At 45.5% G+C, this 17,397-nt stretch carries 13 protein-coding genes; 3 read left to right on the top strand and 10 right to left on the bottom strand.

What is annotated here, in order from left to right; translation table 11 throughout:
• Positions 1-25: 25 nt before the first annotated feature.
• Positions 26-4,384, bottom strand: a complete 4,359-nt coding sequence (locus FJQ58_RS07195) for a BREX system ATP-binding domain-containing protein (protein ID WP_139991756.1) — start codon at positions 4,382-4,384, stop codon at positions 26-28.
• A 472-nt stretch (positions 4,385-4,856) separates the two neighbouring features.
• Here FJQ58_RS07195 and FJQ58_RS07190 point away from each other — a divergent pair, with 472 nt between their 5' ends.
• Both FJQ58_RS07190 and FJQ58_RS07185 read left to right on the top strand, forming a co-directional pair.
• Positions 4,857-7,016 (top strand): ATP-binding protein, encoded by a 2,160-nt coding sequence (locus FJQ58_RS07190; protein WP_139991755.1) that lies wholly within the window; start codon positions 4,857-4,859, stop codon positions 7,014-7,016.
• Positions 7,013-7,744 (top strand): response regulator transcription factor, encoded by a 732-nt coding sequence (locus FJQ58_RS07185; RefSeq protein WP_139991754.1) that lies wholly within the window; start codon positions 7,013-7,015, stop codon positions 7,742-7,744. Before FJQ58_RS07190 ends, FJQ58_RS07185 begins: the two co-directional genes overlap by 4 nt.
• Before the next feature lie 218 nt (positions 7,745-7,962).
• Here the strand turns inward: FJQ58_RS07185 and FJQ58_RS07180 are convergent, their stop codons facing one another.
• The 8 genes from FJQ58_RS07180 to FJQ58_RS07145 all read right to left on the bottom strand — a co-directional run bounded on the left by FJQ58_RS07180 (position 7,963) and on the right by FJQ58_RS07145 (position 15,139).
• On the bottom strand, positions 7,963-8,727 hold the full coding sequence (locus FJQ58_RS07180) for an ABC transporter permease (protein ID WP_139991753.1): 765 nt from the start codon (positions 8,725-8,727) through the stop codon (positions 7,963-7,965).
• Entirely contained in the window at positions 8,720-9,646 is a 927-nt protein-coding gene (locus tag FJQ58_RS07175) for an ABC transporter ATP-binding protein (protein ID WP_139991752.1), read from the bottom strand. The genes FJQ58_RS07180 and FJQ58_RS07175 overlap by 8 nt, the downstream gene beginning before the upstream one ends.
• A 102-nt stretch (positions 9,647-9,748) precedes the next feature.
• Entirely contained in the window at positions 9,749-10,444 is a 696-nt protein-coding gene (locus FJQ58_RS07170) for a response regulator transcription factor (protein ID WP_238403865.1), read from the bottom strand.
• A 1-nt stretch (position 10,445) separates the two neighbouring features.
• Positions 10,446-11,357 carry a sensor histidine kinase gene (locus FJQ58_RS07165; RefSeq protein ID WP_139991751.1) on the bottom strand — a complete coding sequence of 304 codons (912 nt, stop codon included), beginning with the start codon at positions 11,355-11,357 and terminating at the stop codon, positions 10,446-10,448.
• A gap of 181 nt (positions 11,358-11,538) precedes the next feature.
• Entirely contained in the window at positions 11,539-13,014 is a 1,476-nt protein-coding gene (gene rlmD, locus FJQ58_RS07160; protein ID WP_139991750.1) for a 23S rRNA (uracil(1939)-C(5))-methyltransferase RlmD, read from the bottom strand.
• A gap of 80 nt (positions 13,015-13,094) precedes the next feature.
• Positions 13,095-14,003, bottom strand: coding sequence for a diacylglycerol kinase (locus FJQ58_RS07155; protein WP_420799819.1), 909 nt, complete (start codon positions 14,001-14,003; stop codon positions 13,095-13,097).
• A 48-nt stretch (positions 14,004-14,051) separates the two neighbouring features.
• The gene (locus FJQ58_RS07150; RefSeq protein WP_139991748.1) at positions 14,052-14,837 is read right to left on the bottom strand and encodes a sirohydrochlorin chelatase; all 786 of its coding nucleotides are present in this window, start codon (positions 14,835-14,837) and stop codon (positions 14,052-14,054) included.
• Between the two features lie 11 nt (positions 14,838-14,848).
• Positions 14,849-15,139, bottom strand: coding sequence for a YerC/YecD family TrpR-related protein (locus FJQ58_RS07145; RefSeq protein WP_139991747.1), 291 nt, complete (start codon positions 15,137-15,139; stop codon positions 14,849-14,851).
• A gap of 235 nt (positions 15,140-15,374) precedes the next feature.
• On the opposite strand from FJQ58_RS07145, the gene FJQ58_RS07140 reads away from it, so the two are divergent.
• Positions 15,375-15,902: a tyrosine protein kinase gene (locus tag FJQ58_RS07140; protein WP_139991746.1), complete on the top strand. Its 528-nt coding sequence runs from the start codon at positions 15,375-15,377 to the stop codon at positions 15,900-15,902.
• A gap of 490 nt (positions 15,903-16,392) precedes the next feature.
• Here FJQ58_RS07140 and FJQ58_RS07135 read toward each other — a convergent pair whose 3' ends face one another.
• A complete protein-coding gene (locus tag FJQ58_RS07135) occupies positions 16,393-17,388 on the bottom strand; it encodes an inorganic phosphate transporter (RefSeq protein WP_139991745.1) in 996 nt (331 codons plus the stop codon).
• Between the last annotated feature and the right edge of the window lie 9 nt (positions 17,389-17,397).

The following is a 17,397-nucleotide window of genomic DNA, read 5'->3' as shown; positions in this document are numbered from 1 at the left end:
TTTCGCGAATAATGTAGAAAAAAGTCTAATTTAAGAGTGCTAACTCCTTTGCACGGGCGATTGCCTGACTTCTTCTTTTAACGCCCAGTTTTCCGTATACGTTATGAACATAACTTTTGACGGTTCCTTCTGTTAAACCAAACCGATGGGCTATTTCCTTATTCGTCAATCCATCTGTCAGCGCGTACAGGATCTCTGTTTCACGATTCGTGAGTGATTCGAATAACAGCTGTGAAGCTTTCGCAGAAGTTGATGATGGGTCATCTGTTGGAACGATAGGTGAATAGCTCTGACCGCGAGCCTCATCTAATGATTTCACATACATCATTCGGGCAATCATTTGCTCCAGCATGACACGAATGTCTTGAGTGAAAACGCCGGCTATGAGACTGTTCTCCAAATAAAGCGCGAATGTCGTTAGTCCTCCTGTGAACAGAACAGGCATACACAGTACGGATTGGGACTGATTTCTACGAATAGAGGGATCAGCGGAATAAGAGCTGTGCGAAGCATTAGCAAGCACGACCGATTCGCCTGTTCTCCGTACATAACGGATAATAGACTCACCATACGAAGCTCCGCTGTTATCGCGTAGCGAGCCTTCCTTCTCAACAGCGCAGCTTACTCCCTCGCCACCCACAATAAATCCCTTTTCCGCACCAGAATAGCGGACTGCAAGCTCGAGGAATTGGTCCATTGTATGACAATGGTCTAGTGAACTCATCCATTCTTGCTGCTGTTTGTATGGCCTCTTGTCCGCGGTAAGCCAAAACGTCAATTCAGACTTGATTTCGATTGCTCTGGGCTCCTCTGTAACTGCCTTGTCATCCTCTATTCTCTCAATCGCGGCTGTTCTTAATCCTTCATTTGTTTCTCTCAGCTGCCTTGCTTTGGCAGTAGCGCCCCATCTTGTATAAGCCTCACATGCATCAACAATAAGAGCCTCCGCGCCGTTCGCACTCACCATCTGCCTATAAAATATAGAGGCCCGTTCACAAGAAATAGCCTCCATCATCCCCTCTCCCGCTTCGCGGGCTGCCCGGATTGCCTCTTCGTATCGCTCGGCAGCAGCAACTCTATTGCCCTCCATCCGATAGAATTCAGCTGATATGAGCAAATAAGTCGACGAATCCTTACCGCTATAGCCAGACCATCCCCTCATGGAACGCAAGTGCTTACGCAGCTTCATCCGTATCCTATTCTGCTCATTCGGCAACGCTTCCGAGTACATCGCAGCAAGCGTTAATGAATGGTACATCCTTTGTTTACGAACATGCGGCCGAGTTTGGAGGAATGTATTCCTCTCGCCTCTCTCGGCCCATTCAAGGGCTTCCAGGTACCGCCCGAAGAGATAAGCAATCTCTATGTTACAGGTGCAAGTATAATAAACCTCGTTATTCAAAAAATCCTTGTATGGCTCGTTTAATAAGGACTTAGCGGCTACATCACTTTCTCCAGCCCCATCTTGCATTTGTGCGATGTACCATTTCGCCCTACGAAAAATATTACGTGTGACTCCGTCCACAAGCTGCTGTGAAGTCTCTTCATAATCTTTAATCCGTGCAGATAATGCATACAAATCGCCGGTGTAGTTTGTTATAGCCGTCATCATCGCAATGCTAACATAGGTTAGATTAGCCGATTCCATCCCATATTGGATTGATTTCTCAAACTGCTTAATCCCTTCATCCGGATTAATAATGCCAACAAGGCCTTTCAGATAATATAATCGGCTTCGCAGGTCTGCGCTGTCAAAGGAAGCTGCTAGATGGAACGCCTGATTTACATATTGAGGCCCCGTACGGAAACCTGACATTTTATAAATAACCATCCCGTAGCTGGCAAGCATAAAGGAGAAAGCCTCATTGCTTCCATACTTTAGACCATAACGAACAAATCTTGCGAATAACACAGCTGACTGCTCTAGACTTAGTACATAGACAGGGAGCGAAATCGCCATGACCAGGTCTGACAATGCTTTATAGCGCGGGTCACGATTAATCGGTAAATGAGGAACCTCGCTACCCTTATTGAACAATGCACTCTGTGTCATTAATATTTCCTTTATCACTAATGCTTTGGAAGGCTTGCTTGGTAAATGCCAGCTGAGTTCTGCTAGCGCCTGCTGCCCAATATGGACAGCCGTTTCATCTTTCTTCAAATACGAATACATAGCAATACGTATCAAATAGATATGAGAACGTTCAACCACGTTTGTTGTACAAGACATTAAATTTGCGAGCAATTCCTCCGCGCGATCGGTATGACCACACATATATTCACATTCCGCTACCTCCAGCATGAGCCGGTAATCAAGGGACGCTGTATTCTGCCAGTCACCGCCTGACAGACGTAAAGCGATCTCATAAAAATGGAGCCCAGCCGTAAATGCTGTTGTTGCCTTAGACTTTAAACCCGCCTGATAGTTAAATTCGGCAAGCTCTCTCTTCTCCGCATCATCTACTATCTTCTCGCTGCCCAGATTCAAGTGATGCACCATGTCAAATATAGTAAATACACTCTCACTTAATAAATGATCTCGTATGACACGGCCAATGGTCAAATGTAAGCTCGTTTGGTCCGATTCAGGCATGGTCATGTAAGCTGCCTGTTGAATACGGTCATGCAAGAATCTATAATAACGTTCAACACCGTCTGACTCATCAGTGTCATTTTCTCGGCAGATTAGACCCTCTTCCTCTATGACATGCAGAAGTCTGCGTACATGCAGCAGAGAATTCCCACTAACTAAAGAGATCGTGAGTGGACAGAAACGATGTCCGATAGCTGCTCCTATGGCTAACAGATCGATCTTTTCGGGGGATAGCATACGAATACGAGCCTCTATCAAATGTACAATGTCCGGATCCTCAGGAATGTCCGTGATGACAGATGGTTCCCATACCCATGACGCCTCTACTTCATCATAATAAAGCTTATTCTCTCGATACAGATTGTCCAGTAGACGATTCAGGTATAGGGGGTTGCCGCCTGCTCGGTGGTATAACACCTCCGCGAGCGAGCGAATACGGGCGGAGTTCTCATCAAGAACATCCGATACGAATTGTCTCACTTCGATGTAGGACAGAGCCTCGAGATGGATATGTTGTACAGATAATTGTAATTCATCATGCAAGGAAAGCGACTCCGCCATCCATGCAGCTGCATCCACTTTATTCTCTTCATGTTTTTGCCATCCTAAAGTGAATTCCTCCCGAAACGCACTGATCACGAGTAAGCCAGGCCGTGCCTGATCATGTACAAGTGTACGAAGAACATCTATGGTAGCGGGATCTGCCCATTGAAGATCATCCAGGAAAATGACTAAGGGATGCTGCTTATCTACAAAAACTTTTATGAATAGAGGTACTAAGCGGTTAAAGCGAATAGCGGCCTCAGCAGGATGCAGCGGTTCTATCGCTGGAATGACATCGAACAGCTCTGCAGCCTCTGGTAAAAGCTGTACAATAACAGCTGCTCCCTGCCCTAAAGCCTTTGTTAATTGTTTCTTCAGTTTCGCCACACGATCCGGTGATTCGCTCCATATTTGTCGAATGAGGCTTCGCAAAGCTTCCAGCAATGAAGAGAACGGAATGTCGCGATTCATCATATCGCATTTGCCGCTAACGAACCGACCGCCATCCCTTCTAACTAACATCTGAAGTGCTCGAACGAGCACCGTTTTACCGCTTCCTGCGCTTCCGCTAACGAAAACGAACGAAGATGCACCAGCTTTTGCCTGTTCGAAAGCATCTCGGAGAGCTCTTTCTTCCATTTCACGACCAAAGAGGGTCTGAGGAAGCCGAAACCGGCTTGCCTCATCTGCCTGAGCGATTTCGAAGGATATGACTTCGCCCTTTTCTTCCATCGATAAGGCGCACCGCTTCAAATCACTTAATAAACCATAAGCACTCTGATAGCGCTCTTCCGGATTCTTCGACAACAGCTTCATAATAACAGCCTCAAGCGAGCCAGCCATATCCGAACGCCATTCGCTTAGAGGCTTTGGTACAACAGCAAGGTGTACATGTATCCATTCTTCTACACTTTGTGCATGAAACGGCAGACGTCCTGACAGCATCTCATAAAAGATCATGCCCAGGGCATACAGATCGCTTCGCCCATCTGGCATATGATTGATTCTGCCCGTTTGTTCGGGGGACATATACGTGTAATCCATGAGTTGCGAATCTGTGAGAATAACAGCTTTCATATCCAACTGAATTTGAATATTCGCCGGATTCAAATTTCCAAATAATTCATTTTGCTTATGAGCCCGATGTACCAACTCAGTTATTCCTATAGCTATATGTAAAAAGGAGCCAATGTCCATTGAGGTGCCTGTCGTCATTTCATTTATATTCACAGCTTCTGTAAGTATCATCCTAGGTCCCTCTCCAATCCGTACGCAGTGCTTCTTACTATTCTAACATTATTTGGTTTGTCACACGTACGAATCCATCTCCGAAATCGCACATTTAATAGAATAAGGTTATGGGCCATCTATTTCGTTTCTATGAATGTTTACTCACTGCATTTCACCATAATAATTAATGTCATTAATTAAAAAATAAAAACTTTAACATCGCGATTAAGTTAAAACCTACCAAAGAAACGGATTACAAAGATAATTGGATGTAACAACTTTGATTCGATGCGATATTAAGCGACTGTAACAGACGCCGCATCAAAGCGGCCGGATTCCGCAAACGATGCGTATTTTAATTGTGAGATTGCCCACAGCGTGTAAAATGAGGATTTTATCACCGCTACTAACACAATTTCTTTTTATGATGCTATCATTAAGGTAATTAACTTATTTATTGCGCATCTTGTAGATTGGGGTCGACTTCATCATGAGGAATATTCTTCGATTCGGTTCTCGTACTACCTTGCTTTACATAGCTGTTCTCGTTGTTGTTGTTGGGTTGGTCGCAAGCTATGCCGTTGTATCAGGACCGCACTCCCCTCAGATTCAAAGCGAAGAAGGCGTGCTCGATTTAACGGAGGATCATATAAGTAAGAATCCTCTAAAGTTACAGGGGGAATGGGCGTTTTACTGGCAAGAGCTGCTTTCGCCAGAAAATATACGGAGCCGCATGGAAAAAGTCGGACAGGCTGATCGATATATCAACATCCCTGGATCCTGGCTAGGCTACCCGTTAGATGGTCAGAAGCTGAAAGGAGAAGGCTTTGCAACATTTCGGCTGGTCATTGAGCTTAGCAAGCAGGATAGGAATGAGCGACTTGCTCTGCGGCTGCCCTCTATATTTCATTCGTATAAATTATGGGTGAATGGAGAACTGCTGGAAGAAGTAGGTGTGGTTGGTCCGGACAAGAGTAGCGTGAAACCGCATCTGGCAACGAAGCTGGTGTTCTTCCAGCCCGAAAACGACAAGGTAGAGCTCGTTATGCAAGTAGCGAACTTTCATCATAAGCGAGGCGGCATCACCCAATATATAGAACTGGGTGGCAGCAGCGTGTTAACGGTCAGGACAAATCTGAAGGTTGCCACAGATATGTTCATAACTGCAGGTCTGCTGGTGATTGGCTTGTATAATCTGCTGTTGTTCGTGCTGCGACGCAAGGACAAGGCGCCGTTGTACTTTGGTTTGTTCACCGTGTTGTTCGGCATCCGCTCCTTGCTGAACGGCGAGCTCATGATTACACAATTGCTTCCTCATTTTCCGTGGGAATTGCAGTTCAAGATCGAGTATTTGATTCTTTGCCTCAGTGGTTATATCATCACCATGTATTTTGAATGCATTTTTCCGAATTATGTGTCCTGGTGGTTTCGTCTTGGCACCCGTATCGCAACGGGCGCACTTTGTCTACTTGTTGTAATGACCCCTGCGCTTATCTATTCAAAAATGTTACTGGTGATTGGTGTAATTGTTGTTCTGCACATGGTGTATCTGATGGTTGGGCTTGCCCAAGCGGCCATGCGGCGTATAGAGGGAGCGCTGATCTTCCTGTTGGTGTCAGTGGTTACGCTTATTACGGTGATCAACGATTTTTTATATTACAATGAATGGTCGCTAATCGGAAATACAGCTCCGTTTGGGCTGTTGGTATTTACGATCGCACAGATGATTCTACTTTCTTCAAGGTTTACGAGGACGGCAACGAACGAAGAAAGGATTGCACGTGAGCTGCAGGAAGCTAATAACAAGCTGACTGAAATGAATACCAATTTGGAGCGGATTGTAATGGAGCGCACACATGCGTTATCCGCAGCTCATCAAGATCTCCGCACGTCGTATGAGCGGTTACTCCACTCAGAGCAAGGGAGGAAGAAACTACTTGCCTACATTACGCATGATTTGCGCATGCCGCTGTCCAGCATGCTTGGGTATGTCGAGGCTGTGAAGGACATGGTTAAGCCGGAACGCAATGAACAGTACCTAAACTATATCCGGGATAACACGATAAGGATCAACCGTATGATCGAGGAGTTGTCCTACTTGTCGCATCTAGAGACGGGACAAGTAGCTTATCAAATGGAGTCGATACATCCCATTCATTTCTTGCGTGGTTTTTTTGAACAATATGAGCTGGTTGTGCGTGACGCAGGACTCCATTTCATATGGGATGTCGGAAATACGGAAGATCAAGGGCCTGACTTTCCTGTTGTTGAGATAGATGCGCAAAAAATGGAGCAGGCGTTGTTTAATCTAGTGTCGAACGCGATGAAGTTCACCTCTACTGGTGGGATGGTGCGTCTTGCACTAGCCATGGACAAGGCGCAAGATACCCACTGTGCGATAATTAGCGTACAAGACTCTGGCACGGGAATTCCCCCAGAGCAGCTAGAGCAAATCTTCGATCGCAATTACAGATATAATCGATCGGGCATAGAAAATGAAATAGAGGGCACCGGGCTCGGACTGGCGATTTGCAGGGAAATCGTGCAAGCTCATGGAGGGTCGGTTCGGGCGGAGAGCGATGGCAAGACAGGGGCGATATTCTATGTATCGCTGCCTTTGTATTCGAGAAGCAGGAAGGTGACAGCATGAAGGACACATACAAAATTATGATCGTAGATGATGATCCCCATATCTGTGAGATTGTTCAGGCGTATTGCGAACGGGAAGGCTTTATTTCCTCGTATAGCCACAGCGGGACAGAAGCCATGAAGCTGCTGGAGTCGTTTAATCCGGATTTGATTGTACTGGATGTACTGCTAGCTAATGAAAACGGCATTGACTGGTGCAGGAACGCACGTATCTTTACGAATGCGCCGATCGTGTTTCTGAGCAGTCGTGAGGAAGACGAGGTGAAAATCAGCGCATTATCCTATGGCGGTGACGATTATGTGACCAAGCCGTTCAGTCCGGGAGTGCTCATGGCCAAACTCAAGGCTCACCTTCGCAGAGTGTCGACAAGCAGAAGGGAACAACTTCTGGAGTTACCGGGTATGACGCTGGATTTCTACGCACAGTCCGTCAACATAGATAGCCATACCATCTTTTTATCGAAAAAAGAATTTAGTCTACTGTCCTATTTGGCACAAAACGTTAATCGAGTCGTCACTGTCGATACGTTGTTCCATCTCGTCTGGGGAATGGAGAGTCTGGAGGATACGAGAACGGTCGCTGTACACATCAGTAATTTACGAAAAAAAATCGAGGCCGATCCTGTCAATCCGGAGAGAATTATTACGATTCGGGGGGCCGGATATAAGCTGGTTGCCAGCAAGCGCGAACATAGCGATAAGGATGGTAGTGTTCACGACTACCACTAATATACTAATATTTATCATATCCAAAATGGTTCGCATCCTATGGTGTAATAAGAAAGACCACCTCCGTTTTACTTTAGAAGGTGGTCTTTCATGCTGTTTTCCCGCTACATCCCATGTTTCAATTTCATCTCATTCTAACTTCAAGTATTCATTTTTTCTTGGAGAGTGTAACCAACCAGTTCGTCCACCCATCATTGTTAGTTGCACAGTCCTAAATACTATTTCAAATCCTCTTTGATCTTATATCTGATGGCTATAAAAGAAAATATAACTATGAAAACAACCGACACGCTAGCTACATGAACAAGATCATTTATATTATTAAAATCTCTTGCGCTTAAGATCGTATTTACTATTAAGAAAGAGGACAAATGAACGTCATCAATGATGGATTCCAAGACAGTTACAATCATTCCAAAAACATTCAACGATAGAACAAATCCAACTACAATACTAGTAATCAAGCTTTTACTAATGATGGAGAGGCATAAGATTACAATTGAAAATGCCCAATGAAGTAAAAATTGGCCGATCAACAATTTCGCAAAATAACCCCCATCTCCAATCAATGCATGGTTAAAGAAAATTGATCTTCCGATCATATCCGCAACGATCATTACAATAAATGTAAGCAAAGTGAATAGGCCTGCAATTAATATTTTTGAAATAACAGTGTACATCCGCGCACGCTTCATTGAAATGTAATTTTTATAAAACCCAGAGTTATGTTCACTCATATAGAAGTAAACAACGAAGACAGCAATATAAATCAGCGGCCACAATGGGATTTGAGACATCATGACTTGGATGAACTGGCTTTCGTTCATCGAGCTGATTAGCATAACCGTACTTTCTCCGGGCTGCTCGTATTTTCCCAACATAAATATACCGAATATTTGAAAAGCAAAAAAAATTAACAGTAATATATAAATCATTTTATTTGATTTAAAACGGTGAAAGTCCATTTTGAGAATATTAATCACGGCTCCCACCCTCACTTTCTATCCGTGCCAAAAAATATTGTTCTAGGCTTTGCTTATGCTTGATAATCGAATGAACAGTTATGCCGCTTTCAACTAAGGTATTTATGATATGTTGGTTCTCAACATGAGCATCATATACATACACCATACGCTCACTAATGACTTTGTAATGATTAATATGCAATTTTTGTTCTAAGATGGGAACAGCCGAGCTTGCTTTATCCACTTCTATTTCAATACGATCTTCGCATTGAAGCAGCAGTTGCTCCCTTGAATGGTGTTCGATGATTTCTCCTTGATGTACGATTGCATATTGAGTCGCTACTTTCGACAACTCTTCCAAAATGTGACTTGAAATAATGATGGTCATTCCCGTATTATTCAATTCCAAAATCATGTTTCTAATATCAGAAATTCCTTGCGGGTCCAAACCGTTGATCGGTTCATCCAAAATCAAGACATCTGGGCTTCCAACTAATGCAGCTGCAATTCCAAGCCTTTGCTTCATTCCCATTGAATAATTTTTCACCTTGGTCTTATTCGAACCTTCCAATCCGACAAGCTTTAGCAGCTTGTTAATATGATCTTTCCGATTGGTCAATCCATAGGAGATCGCGATTAATTCCAAATTTTCATAGGCAGTATAATGGGGATATAACCCTGGATTTTCAATAAGTACGCCTATACGTTCAAAATAAGGGTGATTCCCCTTCACTGGACGATCAAATAATTTAATTTCTCCTGAAGTGGGGGATATTAATCCAGCAATCACCTTTAGCAAGGTGGATTTTCCCGCTCCATTTTGGCCTATCAAACCGAAGATTTCACCTTTACCTATTTTAAACTCTACCTTACGCACTGCTGTTATCCCTTTAAATTGTTTGGTTAATTGACTTACTTCAATAATTGCTTCAGCCATATTCACACCTCCTTGTCAATAAAATAACAAAAAGAAGCTAACATATCGTCAATAAATGATTAAGAAAGTTCAAAGAAGATTAGGGCCGGTTTAAGGCACTCCCTATGGTGCCAGCCTGAAACCAATGCCCCAAATGGTGTCAATATAAGCCTCCTCGTCAACCCTTTTGATCTTATTGCGAATATTGCTAATGTGAACGGTAATGGTTTTGTCCTCACCTATGTATATATCTTCCCATGCAAGCTCATACAGATCCTGCTTTGTAAACACTCGGGTAGGATTCTTCAGCAGCAGTTCAAGGATCTTGTATTCCTGTCTTGTAAGTTTCAAATCTGCTTGATTGACGCTAGCGTTCATCGTTCCGCTATCTAAAAGTAGATTTTTATGACGATAGCGAGTGACAGAATCCGTTCGGGAGGTTCGTTTGACATGTACATTGACTCGAGCAAGCAATTCCTCCACCTCAAACGGCTTCGTGACATAATCAGCGGCTCCCAACTTAAACAGGTTTAATTTATTATCCAATTTGTCCTTGGCCGATAAGACTATAACTGGTGTGTCAGAGCTTAATTCTATCCTTAGCCGATGCATAAAATCTTCCCCAGACAAGCCAGGCAGCATGAGGTCCAAAATAATAAGATGATACTCGTGATGAATGACGTTCATGATTCCCTCACTGCCAGAATACGCTTGCATGCATTGAAACTTCTCTTTTCGAAGCACATCATAAATAATATTGTTGATATGCACATCGTCCTCAACAATTAGAATTTTGGGGTGGTTCGTGTCATTGTACACGTCAACTCTCCTTTACGATTTTCTTAAAAGCTAAGCTGATGCAAAACTGGTCATCGTTCAGGTCAGCTTGCACATAACCATTCATGTTCTCCATCAGTGATTTCACGATAAAAAGTCCCAGACCTGAAGATTGGTTCGTACGCGACGGATCTGCTTTGTAAAAGCGAGTAAATATGTTGTCCAGGCTCAGCAGATGATTTCGCTTCAGTACATTGGAAAAATGAAACAAAACCTCGTCCTGCTTCTCCTCATAACGAATGCTTAGATCACCTTCACTGTGCATAAAGTAATTTTTGATCACATTCTCAAATACTCTTTCCAACGCACTTTCATTTCCCTCTATAAATAGCGGTGCTTCCACCATGCAGAGGTTTGGTTCATAGCCACTTCGCAAAAAATCGTCAATAAAGGTAAACAGACGTTTATTTAACACTTTCATAACATCAATTGGCTCAAGCTCCAAGATGTAATCTGGGTTTTTCAGTTTCGTATATAGGAACAGCTCGTCAACAAGTGTAATAATCTGTTTCATTCTATTCTGTGCCAGACTAACGTACTCTGTTTTTTCTTTAAGATACTCGGAACGTTCCGCCAATTGCAGATAGCCGTCAAGTGAAGTCAGCGGGGTTCGTATATCGTGGGACAAGCTCGTAATAGTCGCGTGGATCTCTTCCTTTTGTTCGATAAAATCTTGCTTCAACTTTCGTTGATCACGAAGCAATGCATTACATAAATCGATTAGCCGATGAATTTCTTTTGGCTTAATTTGTGTTTGTATCATTTTGAATGAATGATGGTCGGATATAAAAGATAATTGGTTGCCGATATCCTTAATTTGGTTTTTGTAATTCACGAGGTAAACGGATTGAATGATTAAAGCAGCCAGTATGACAATTAAAACAATATAGAACATAGAATCACTTCCTTTCTGACACTTGAACCATCTCGTTCTCCTATATATCAACTCTCTAACTCTTGGAAATTTGTACTTGCAGACTATATTCAATTATAACAATTTAGACAGTTCATGTACGGCCATAGATGCAAATAAAGCCCAGACAGTATACTGTCGGGCTTCAACTTGCACTTAGCTTCTAAATTCTTACCAACAACACGCAGCACTCCACATGAACCGTCCAAGGAAACATATCCACAGGAACAACCTCAACCGTCCGATACCCGCCATCCTCCAGCACACGCAAGTCGCGCGCCAGTGTAGAAGGATTACAGCTCACATACACAACCCGCTCCGGCTTCATTGCCAGAATCGTTTCGAGTAGCGCGGGATCGCAGCCTTTTCGCGGAGGATCGACGACGATGACATCCGCCGTTATGCCTTCCTTACGCCAACGCGGAATGACAACTTCGGCTGGTCCTGCCTCAAACGAGGCATTGGTGATGCCATTCAGTTCTGCATTACGAGCCGCATCCTCGATCGCTTCCGGCACGATCTCGACGCCATAGACGCGTCCAGCTTGGCGAGCCAGAAATAGGGAAATGGTGCCGATGCCGCAATACGCGTCAATAACGGTTTCCGTGCCCGTCAATCCCGCGTACTCCACCGCTTTCCGATAGAGCGCAACGGTCTGCATCGGGTTCACTTGGTAGAACGACCGAGCTGAGATTGCAAAGCGAATGCCATCAAGCTCATCATAAATAACCTCGCTGCCCCAGAGGACACGCGTCTCGTCACCGAATATCACGTTTGTATTCCGCTCATTCACATTTTGTACAATGCTCTTCACGCCAGGCAGCTCTTCACGGATTCGCTTAACCCATTCCTCCGATGAAGGCAGCTTTCTGACGTTTGTCACCAATACGACCATGATCTCGCCCGTTACAACGCCTGTCCGAGCCATCACATGGCGCAGCACGCCGCGGCCTGACTCCTCATCATAAGGCGTTGCACCAAGCTCACGGCCAATCCGTTTCACGACGCGAATGACTTCATCATTATGCTCATGCTCGATCAAGCAATCGTCCATATCGATAATTCTATGGCTGCCTCTGGCATAGAAGCCTGCGATTAACTGACCGTCACGAGCACTCGTTCCGATGGGCACAGAAGCTTTATTCCGGTAGCGCCACGGATCTTCCATCCCAACCGTCTGATGTACGATGATCCCCTCTGGCGCTCCATCCCCTTCGCCAGCAACATTCAGCTTTCCGATCCGCACGAGGTTATCTACCACATGCTGCCGCTTCCACTCAAGCTGCGCTGGATAATCGAAATGCTGAAGCTGGCAGCCGCCGCATTCCTTATAAATATCACAAGGCGCCTCGATCCGCGAAGGGCTTGCTTGCAGCAGCTCCTCCAAACGCGCATAGCCGTACTGTTTCTTTGTCTTCATCACCTTGGCGCGGACACGTTCGCCGGGAAGCGCTCCCTGTATAAAAAGGGTAAAGCCGTCAGCCCGGCCTACCCCTTCTCCGTCATGCGTCAGGCCGACAATATCGACGGTGACTTCTTCATTTTTTTGAAAAGGGGCATCTACCGAAACCGCTGCCGCAACCGTCCCTGCTGCGCCGCGCGATCTTCCTTTGCCACCTCTGCTTCTTCCTTTGTTCATAAACTCTCTCCGCTCTATCTTCAATGCTGTTGCCTGCTTGTTGCTAACCAGTATTCCCTATTCCGAGCATTCATCCCTGCTCACCGATACGTTGATGCACCCGTCTCATCCGCAAATATGCGCAAGTGCGAAGGCAGTACCGAGAATGTACATGGCAGCACGCCGCCATACTCGCCATCCAGATTAATTTGAACATAGTCCGGCGTCGTTACTCTCAGCTCATCCGTTCTGAAATGAATGACATGCGGATCGTTCAAATGCTCGCCGCGCAGCGCCAGTGTCACCAGCTTAATGAATTCCGGCAGATTGCACTTGCGAATCAGCAGCACATCCAATAGTCCATCATCCAGCTTAGAATCTGGAGCCAAACGCTCAAAGCCCCCAACCGAGTTGCTGTTGCAGATAAGGAACATCATGAATTCATCATGAAACTCGCCTACCCCAGCAGCTTGAAAAGTCAGCTCCGTCGGGCGAAGGCGGGTCATTTTCTCCATACCCTTCATATAATAAGCCAGCTGGCCAATCATCGTCTTCAGCTTGCTTGGCACATCGTAGGTCAGCTCAGTCAAGGAGCCCCCTCCGGCGATATTAATGAAGAAACGATCATTTGCCTTGCCGACGTCAATTGGCCGGGCATATTGCTGGATAATCAGGTCTACGGCATACTCCCAGTGCTTCGGAATGCCCATGGCTCTTGCAAAATCATTCGTTGTGCCAACGGGAAGAATACCAAGCGGCGGTCGATTCGCTTTGTTCGTCAAGCCGTTAATGACTTCATAGAGCGTACCGTCCCCACCCGCAGCAATAACCATATCATATCCGCGGTCTGCCGCTTCCGAAGCAGCAAGCGTAGCATCTCCTTCACCGATTGTTGCGTGACAGCTCGTTTCGATGCCGCCCTGCTCCAGCCGCTGCAAGATATCAGGCAGACGTTTCTTCATTTCTTCTCTTCCCGATGTCGGGTTATAGATCAATCTTGCCCGCTTGATTGCCATCCTGTCTCACCCCTAACAATCACTCAACCTATGTACTGGGTATTACTTTTGTACCTGCAAACGCTGCAAGCCGCTAACCATTTGACGCTCCAGCCATCTCTCGATTGCCGGATTCGGCAGCATCGCTCTGCCGTTATATCTATACTCAAGGCCGGTAAGCCTGGTCGGAATAACATGATTCGTAAAATAACCCTTACTCAGAAACAGCGGTACAACGATCACCGCTTCCTCCGGGTTAGCCGCCTGCATAGCGGTTAATTTGGCAGCCGCTTGATCAGGCAGCAGCATGGCATATTCGGCACGCTGAAAGCCGCCTAGCGCTCGCAGCCGCTCGCCAAGCTTCAGCAAGCCCTCCTGCCATCGTTCGTGAAACACCTTTTCTTTGCTTCCATGACCGATAAGCAGCAATGCCTCCTGCTTGGGGTCGAAGGACAATGAAGAAATATTATCCAAGAGCAGCTCGGCGATTTCCGGATCATCATCGATGGGCATCCCGTAATGAACATTCGCTGCTACGCGAAAGCTACCAAGGTCCCCTTCAAGGTCAGATAACCATGGGAAACCGAAGGCTTGCCCGATTTCATCCACATGGGTACTGCCTGAGGATATGAACAGTGGTACCACATAAAGATCGGTAACCCCCTGCTGCTCAAGCTCGTTAATTCCATCCTGAATAAGCCGTCCCTCAATAATTTCAAGAAAGGACGACACAATTGGAACATTTGACAAGCTTGGCGAGGCAGCCGCTGCCGATATCGCATCGTCAACCAGCTTTACCCACAAGCTTTCTCTGGAGCCATGGCTAATAACAAGTATTCCTGGCTTCATCGTATGGAGCACTACCTTCCAAGACGCTCTAAAGCCATTTTATACCCGTCATTGCCGTAATTCAAACAGCGTTTCACACGTGAAATCGTTGCCGTGCTAGCGCCTGTTTCAGCCTCAATGGCGTTGTATGTACTGCCTTTTCCGAGCATACGAGCGACTTCAAGCCTTTGCGACAAGGATTGAATCTCATTTACCGTACACAAGTCGTCAAAAAACACATAGGCTTCCTCGACCGATTTCAATGTTAGAATCGCTTCGAATAGTTGATCTATTGCTTTATCGTTCAGCTTTTTAAGCTGCATGCGTATTCACTCCTATTAAAACTAATGTAACTATTGTATCTTTTTTACCCGTTTTTTTCAAACATTACCGTATTCGCGCATTTGGAACCCATCCATCGGAATTGATGTTCAACTAGCCAAGACTTTCAAAAGTACAGGGCATTTATCTAGAAAAAATTACTCAAACCGAGACATTCGTCCAATCCTTATGTTCGCCTACTCCATAGACTATTAGAAAAGAAGGGTTGTGATCCGTGTGAATTATCGCAATAACCCCGGTACCGGCAACCAGCAGTACGATTGGCACGGCAGCGAGCGCCTTTCACAAGGCCAGCTAAGCAAATCGTCCGGCGCGAAGTCGAGCGGCTTCATCTTGGGTACAGATCTTCCCAAAATGCCGCCTGCAGCCGATGCGCTGGCAACTCAGGATATCCTGCCCGCCGTCATACCGGAATCAACCGCTCAACTAACCGAAACGACCGCCAGCGCCAAGGCAGGCGGCTTCTCTCTTGCCAGTCTGGGCGAAATCAAAGGTTTCGTCGATAGGATTGGAGGCATTGATGGCATTCTGACTACCGTTACGAAGGTACAGAAGGTCATGTCCAGCGTATCTCAAATGGCACCTTTAGTAAAAGTGCTTATGGGCTCATTCGGCAAAAAATCGTCGGATGACTCCGATGACGAGGATTCTAGCGAATGGAAGCCCAAGCGTCGCAAGCGTCGCAAAACCGGCTCTGGCAGCGGCACCGCCAAACGCCGCCGTACAACAAAACGGCGCCGCTAAAGAAGGTACACTTTAGCACTATACCCTTTATTCCCTTATATGAAGCATACTCCTTTTGCAGTGATTAGCTCCTGCAATCGGAGTATTTTTTATACACAGCCTATTATGCACATTTTCACCCTTTTATTATGAAGTTGTCCTTCTGTGGATAATCCGTTTTCATTGTCTATCCACAGCTTTTTGGACATGGATAGCACCTTTGGCTTGCAAACCTGTGCACAAGTGCAACCTTCGACATGCTTCGTCAGCTTCTACTTTGACTTTCATACACAGCTGTTACTTGAATGTGTATATCCTGTTTGGTCTCTCGCTGCTTAAAGCAAACTCATGCACAGCTGTGACTAATTATGTGCATACATGCAATTTTCGTGCATTTTCGATAAGGATTGTCCACAAAAAAACGCAAAAAATAGTGAGAAAAAGCTCATTCCCCACGAACCTAAGGCTCATGGCGAGTGAGGTTTTCCTCACTATCTCAAGTCATATCGTCTTACAGGAAAAGAAGGTGGATAATCCAATAGAACAACATAGCCATAATCATCGTAATTGGAATCGTAATGATCCATGCAATAACGATTCTGCCGGCTACTCCCCATTTCACTGCCGAGAAGCGCTTCGCGCTGCCCACGCCAAGAATGGATGAGGTAATGACATGCGTCGTGCTGACTGGCAAGTGGATCATCGTTGCCGTCAAAATTACCGCAGCAGAACCGATATCTGCCGCAAAACCGTTGATCGGCTCGATCTTAAATATTTTGGTACCCATCGTCTTGATAATTTTCCATCCGCCCACTGAGGTACCTAGCGCCATTGCTGTCGCAGCAGAAATTTTAACCCACAATGGAACGTCCATCGTCGTCTGAATCCCGGAAGCAACAAGCGCGAATACGATAATCCCCATTGCTTTCTGCGCATCATTCGTTCCGTGAGAGAACGATTGGAATGCAGCCGTAAGAATCTGTCCGAAACGGAAACCTTTATTCACTTGATGAGGGCTAGATTTGGCAAATATCTTTTTTAATATCCACATAATGATAAAACCGGCACTAAAGGCGATCAGCGGCGAGAAAATCAGCGCTTGAACGATTTTAATCAAGCCGCCGGAATTGATGGCGCTCATGCCCGCACCGCCGATAACTGCACCCGCAAGGGAACCGATTAGGGCATGCGAGGATGAGGACGGAATGCCAAACCACCAGGTAAGCAAATTCCAGGCAATAGCTGAAAGCAATGCCGCGATAACAATCGGTACGCCATGCTCCAGCTCAGCCGGATTCGCAACGCCCTTACCGATGGTCGCAGCAACGCCCGTAAAGGTAACCGCGCCGACAAAGTTCATAACCGCTGCCATGACAATGGCAACCCTTGGCTTCAAAGCTCTTGTCGATACGGCGGTTGCGATCGCATTCGCCGTATCGTGAAAACCATTTATAAAATCAAACGAAAGCGCCAGAAAGACAACAATCCATAGAACCATTAAATCCATTGTGTAAGA

The organism is Paenibacillus paridis, assembly GCF_006345825.1.
GTDB classification, from domain to species: domain Bacteria; phylum Bacillota; class Bacilli; order Paenibacillales; family Paenibacillaceae; genus Pristimantibacillus; species Pristimantibacillus paridis.
Note: the sequence above shows the minus strand (reverse complement) of the source record. Positions and strands in the feature narration are given on the sequence as shown.

What these genes read in the sequence shown, in the direction of transcription:
- FJQ58_RS07195 (WP_139991756.1), bottom strand. Translation starts at nt 4,384, where the DNA reads ATGATACTTACAGAAGCTGTGAATATAAATGAAATGACGACAGGCACC.
- FJQ58_RS07190 (WP_139991755.1), top strand. Translation starts at nt 4,857, where the DNA reads ATGAGGAATATTCTTCGATTCGGTTCTCGTACTACCTTGCTTTACATA.
- FJQ58_RS07185 (WP_139991754.1), top strand. Translation starts at nt 7,013, where the DNA reads ATGAAGGACACATACAAAATTATGATCGTAGATGATGATCCCCATATC.
- FJQ58_RS07175 (WP_139991752.1), bottom strand. Translation starts at nt 9,646, where the DNA reads ATGGCTGAAGCAATTATTGAAGTAAGTCAATTAACCAAACAATTTAAA.
- FJQ58_RS07165 (WP_139991751.1), bottom strand. Translation starts at nt 11,357, where the DNA reads ATGTTCTATATTGTTTTAATTGTCATACTGGCTGCTTTAATCATTCAA.
- rlmD (WP_139991750.1), bottom strand. Translation starts at nt 13,014, where the DNA reads ATGAACAAAGGAAGAAGCAGAGGTGGCAAAGGAAGATCGCGCGGCGCA.
- FJQ58_RS07150 (WP_139991748.1), bottom strand. Translation starts at nt 14,837, where the DNA reads ATGAAGCCAGGAATACTTGTTATTAGCCATGGCTCCAGAGAAAGCTTG.
- FJQ58_RS07145 (WP_139991747.1), bottom strand. Translation starts at nt 15,139, where the DNA reads ATGCAGCTTAAAAAGCTGAACGATAAAGCAATAGATCAACTATTCGAA.
- FJQ58_RS07135 (WP_139991745.1), bottom strand. Translation starts at nt 17,388, where the DNA reads ATGGATTTAATGGTTCTATGGATTGTTGTCTTTCTGGCGCTTTCGTTT.